The organism is Streptomyces sp. MnatMP-M17 (genome assembly GCF_900091995.1).
Classification (GTDB): domain Bacteria; phylum Actinomycetota; class Actinomycetes; order Streptomycetales; family Streptomycetaceae; genus Streptomyces.
The window spans coordinates 1-4,741 of the sequence record NZ_FMDK01000730.1; the positions used below are offsets into that span (position 1 = coordinate 1).

At 70.0% G+C, this 4,741-nt stretch carries 6 protein-coding genes; 2 read left to right on the forward strand and 4 right to left on the reverse strand.

The features are described 5' to 3' along the window. Together GA0115259_RS29340 and GA0115259_RS29345 are read left to right on the forward strand one after the other, a co-directional pair. The coding region (locus GA0115259_RS29340; RefSeq protein ID WP_107469285.1) for a CopD family protein at positions 1–763 on the forward strand (763 nt) is incomplete at its 5' end. Between the two features lie 109 nt (positions 764–872). Beyond that, positions 873–1,106, forward strand: coding sequence for a DUF6296 family protein (locus tag GA0115259_RS29345; protein WP_093602626.1), 234 nt, complete (start codon positions 873–875; stop codon positions 1,104–1,106). Positions 1,107–1,172: 66 nt separating this feature from the next. Here GA0115259_RS29345 and GA0115259_RS29350 read toward each other — a convergent pair whose 3' ends face one another. The 4 genes from GA0115259_RS29350 to GA0115259_RS29365 all read right to left on the reverse strand — a co-directional run. Beyond that, complete coding sequence (locus GA0115259_RS29350) at positions 1,173–2,708, reverse strand: amidase family protein (protein WP_093602634.1); 1,536 nt, start codon at positions 2,706–2,708, stop codon at positions 1,173–1,175. Between the two features lie 291 nt (positions 2,709–2,999). Further along, complete coding sequence (locus tag GA0115259_RS29355) at positions 3,000–3,707, reverse strand: hypothetical protein (RefSeq protein ID WP_141716734.1); 708 nt, start codon at positions 3,705–3,707, stop codon at positions 3,000–3,002. Positions 3,708–3,781: 74 nt separating this feature from the next. Further along, positions 3,782–4,126 carry an STAS domain-containing protein gene (locus GA0115259_RS29360; protein WP_237540578.1) on the reverse strand — a complete coding sequence of 115 codons (345 nt, stop codon included), beginning with the start codon at positions 4,124–4,126 and terminating at the stop codon, positions 3,782–3,784. Positions 4,127–4,326: 200 nt separating this feature from the next. Beyond that, the coding region (locus tag GA0115259_RS29365) for a universal stress protein (protein ID WP_141716735.1) at positions 4,327–4,741 on the reverse strand (415 nt) is incomplete at its 5' end.

Below are 4,741 nucleotides of genomic sequence, written 5' to 3' on the forward strand. Positions count from 1 at the left end.
CACCGCTCTCGCCGCCCTCGCGCTCCAGCTCGGTGAGCTGGCCGGCGCCCGGCTCGCCCGTGCCGGACCTACCCCGCGCGGCTGGGCGTTCCCGGCCGCGCTGACCGGTGCCGTCGCCTCCGCCGCGCAGATCGCGCTGCTGGCCGCCGTCAGCGGACTCGACGTCACCACGGTGTACGGCACCGTGGAGGGCCGGCTTCTGCTCGCCATGGCCAACGGCTTTCTGCTGGCCGCGGGCTGCGTCGCGATGAACCGCCCGTCCTGGGCCCTGGCTCCGCTGGCCGTGGTGATCGGCGCGGAGGCGCTCCGGGCGCACCCGGAGCCGTACACACCGATGATCGGCATCGCGCTGACCGTCGTCCATGTCACCGCGGCCTCGCTGTGGACCGGCGGGCTGCTGTATGTGCTGCGTACGAGCTGGCTGCGACGCGCCGATCCGGCCGCTGCCAGGGCGGTGCTGGCCCGCTATGCCCGTCTCGCCGTCTGGCTCTTCGCGGCCCTGGCCGCCACCGGCACTCTCTCCACCGTGCGCAGGCTTCCCGCGGATGTCGTGCTGACCACCGCGTACGGCCGTGTCCTGATCGCCAAACTCGTCCTGGTCGCGGTCGTGAGCGCGCTGGCCCTGACCGCCCGCCACCGGCTGCGCCACGACCGGGACGCCGGCCCTCCCGCCCGCGCCGAGCTGGCTCTGCTGGCCGTGGTCGTCGTGCTCTCGGCGATCCTGACGGTCGTTCCCGATCCGCACTGGCTCAGCGTCCGCTGAGATCCGGCCCGCCCGCCGGCGTTCTCATGAGGCGCGGGCCGCGTGTCTGGGTAACCATGGGTGGGAAGCAGGTCACAGGCCCCTGCCAGAGCCTTGTCGGGAGGCCCCGATGGACGACTATCCGGAGAGTTACGAGCTGGTGTTCCAGGCATCCGCCGTGGAGGACGACGTGGTGATCGTCCGGCGCACCGCGGAGGCCGGCGCCGGCGGATTCCCGGTCTACGAGGACGAGACCGGAATCGTACGCGCGGAGATCAGCGACCGAGGAGAGGTGCGGATGCTGGCGAGCGGCGGACACCAGGAGCTCGGAGCGCCGATGCTGGTGCGCTCGCTCAGCTCCTGATGCCGCGGCCCTGATGCGCGCCCTGATTCCTCAGGGCGCGCAGGTTCCTCAGGGCGCGCAGGTTTCTCAGGGCGCGCAGGCTTCCTTGAAGCCGGTGAGAGCGGTGCAGCGGTACGCCGCCGGATTGATCACCGACGGTGGCCGGCGCAGCTTGGTGGCCTGCTCGTAGTCGTAGGCGTAACCGACGAGCGTGGGCTCGCTCCACGCCTGGCCGAGGAACGAGATGCTGAACGGCCGCCGGTTGGCGGCCTGATAGCCGGCCGGGACGCTGACGGAGGGATATCCCGCCTTCGCGCCGATGCCCGCGCTGCCGCTGTTGGCGAAGAGCAGCGCCGTCAGGCCGTTGTCCTTCATGACGGCGTCGATACGGTCCTTGCTGTCGGCGAGGTCCTGTGCGCGGTTCGCCTGGTAGAGGGCGGTGTCCGCGCTGTCCGGGGAGAGGTCCTTGGCCTGGGAGTTGAGCGCGTTGACCTGCCCGAACTTCAACGCCTCGGAGGCGTGCGCGCTGTTGTAGGCGATGATGTCGGCGAGGCTCTTCACCGGGGCTTTCCTCGGCAGCCTGGCCAGATACGCGTTCAGATCGCGCTTGAACTCGTAGGACAGGACGGTCGAGCTGTGGCCCGAGGTGTCCAGGGTGACATCGACGAGCGTCGCGCCCCGGGACTTGAGCGCGGTGACGGCCGCGTCCCAGAGAGCGCGGTTGTCGGTTCCCGTCGCCGGTATCTGGCTGGCGACGACGCCGATACGGGCTCCTCGCAGCGCGGTCGTGGACAGATCCTTGGTGAAGTCGTGCCCGACGAGCGGATTGGCGGCGGTGGCCGGATCCTCCCGGTCCTTGCCGTCCAGGGCGGTGAGCGTGGCCGCCGCGTCGGCGACCGTACGCGTGAGCGGTCCCGCCGTGTCCTGGCTGGCGGCGATCGGCACGATGCCCGTACGGCTTGCCAGTCCGACCGTCGGCTTGATGCCGACCACGGAGTTGGAGTACGCGGGGCTGAGGATGGAGCCGGAGGTCTCGGTGCCCACGGTGACGGCGCCGAGGCCGGCCGACGCCGCGACGCCCGAACCGGCGCTGGAGCCGCTCGGCGACTGGCTCCCGTCGTAGGCGTTGAGCACCTGCCCGCCCAGCGAGCTGTAGCCGCCGGGCATTCCGGAGGTCAGATAGTTGGCGAACTCGGTGAGATTGGCCTTGCCGAGGATGACCGCGCCCGCCTTGCGGAACTGCGCGACGATCGGTGCGTCCTTGGCGGGATACGAGTCGGCGAGTGCCACGGATCCCGCGGTGGTCGGCATGCCCGCGACATCGATGTTGTCCTTGACGAGGACCGGTATGCCGAGGAGCGGGCTGTGCGGGCCCTTGCCGCGCCGTATCTTGTCGGCGGCTGCGGCTTCCTTCATGGCGTCGGGATTGACGGACCGTACGGCATTGAGCGAGGGCCCTTGGGAGTTGAGGGCCCGGATGCGCTCCAGATAGGCCTCGGTGAGCCTGGTACTGGAGAGCTTGCCGGAGTCGAGAAGACCGTTCAGCTCGGCGACGGTCGCGGTTTCGAGGTCGACGGAGAGCGGTCTCTCGGGACGGTGAGCGGTCGCGTCGGCTCTGGTCATGGTCAGAGAGACGGTACCGGCGACCATCAGCGCGGCGGTGGCGAGGGCTATGGCGTGACGTCGGCGGAACGCCGTGCGCGCCGGGGAGTTGGCGTCGATCGTAGGCTCCTTGCGAGGCGTTGCAAACCTTTGGCCTGAGCATGGAAACGGCGATCTTTGTCCGGCGCATATCGGCGCGATGTCGGTCGAGTTGCCATCAGCGCACCTGAGTCGGGTGAATCGGTGGATGGGTGAATCGGTGCGGTGGCAGGGCGGTTGGTGACGGCAGGCTGGATCAGACGGCAGGCGGGATCAGCGGGCGGTCAGTGGGCGGTCAGCGGGCCGGAGGCGGCGTGGTCGGGGGAGGCGTCGCTTCTCCGGCGTCGGTGTCGGTGCCGGAGTCGGTGTCGAACAGGTAGTGGCTCCGGCGCGGGCGGCCCAGGGCGCGAGGCTCGTGGAGATACTGCCGAGCAGGCTGCCGGTGTGCGGCCCGCGGGTGACCGCGAACAGATCGCCGCCGATCCGTGTCTCGTCCTCGGCCGTCAGATAGAGCCAGGCGACGCGCAGCGGCCCGATCCGGCGAGGCGGCGGCCGTAGCAGAACGCGCTGTGCCGCGTCGGCCACCGAACGCACCCGGCTCAGCTCATGGCCGCGCCGCTGCCACACCGAGGAGTACAGGACCACCAGGACGGAGAGCAGGGCCACCGAGATGAGCTGCGCCATCGGGTTGGTCGTGGCCTGCCAGCCATGGACCGTGACGATCAGGGCCAGCGCCGCCACCGCCAGCGCTCCGATCAGCGCGGTCACCCGTGGCCGGGCGAAGGAGGCGGCGAAGGCGGGCGCGATGATCACCAGCGGGCCCAGATGGGTGTGCGCGGGCATATAGAGACAGGCCGCGGTGATCGCCACGACCAGCAGAACAGGGATGGCCAGCAGCCCACGGCCACCGCGTGGCCGCTCGGCGGGGCCGATCGTAGGGTGGTCCACCGGGTGGTCCACCCATGGTTCTTTAAGGTTCATGCACCCGTTTTGCCCCTTTTATGGGTGCGTACACGCGCTTGGGACGGCGTCCGGACAGGGCTGATCAGGTCTGATCAGGTGGGCGTGGTCGGATCGCTGTCGACCACGTCGAAGGCGCCCATCAGACCGGCGAACCGCAGTGTTCTGATGATGTACGGATTGGTGACGACCAGTGTCAGTCTGCCGTCGCGTTCCTGTATACGACGACGTGTCCGGCACAGGACGGAAAGCCCGCTGCAATCGATGAATTCCACATGCTGGAGGTCGATCACCATATCGGTCTCCGGGGCGGTGGTCAGCGAGTCGAGATGGTCACTTATGCCCGGGGCGGTCAGCATGTCGATTTCTCCGTGCAGTTCCACCACCACGGTCCGGCCCACGACCCTGGTGCGCGGGCGGTTCCGCCACTCGTCCGACATGACCATTACGTGAAGCCTCCGACCGGGTCTTTATGGGACACGGCCCATCCAATGGTGTTGTGCCGACTCAGGGAGAGTGCCGACCGGCCCATGGAGGCGGGGACGACCAGTCCTGACCCGAAGGCCACGCGGGGTGCGCGCGGCGCGGCGGCTTGCCTGCTCGGTCCCTGCTCGGCTCGTGGCGTCCGTTCGGTCCGTGGTCAGTCCGTGGCCGGGACCACCGCGACCGGGCAGGCCGCGTGATGCAGCATCGCGTGCTGGACACGGCTGAGACGGAGACCGAGGGCCGGGCGCCGCCGCTTCGCGCCGAGGACCAGCAGATCGGCACTTGCCGTCGCGTCGAGGAGCGTCCGGCGCGCCGTGCCTTCCATCAGCCTTCGCCGGAGGACGACGTCCGGGTATTCGTCGTCGATGACGGCCAGGGCCTGGTCCATGTACGCGTTCGCCTGCTGTCGGTACTCCCTCGCCCGGTCGTCTGCGTGTGCCGCCCGGCCTCCGTCGGCCGGCGGGGCCGGCGGGTGCGTCAGGTTCTCGCGTGCCGGGCGGCGCCAGGCCCGTACGGCGACGAGCTCGCAGTCCCGCCACCGCGCCTCGCGGAAGGCGAAGCGGGGGGCG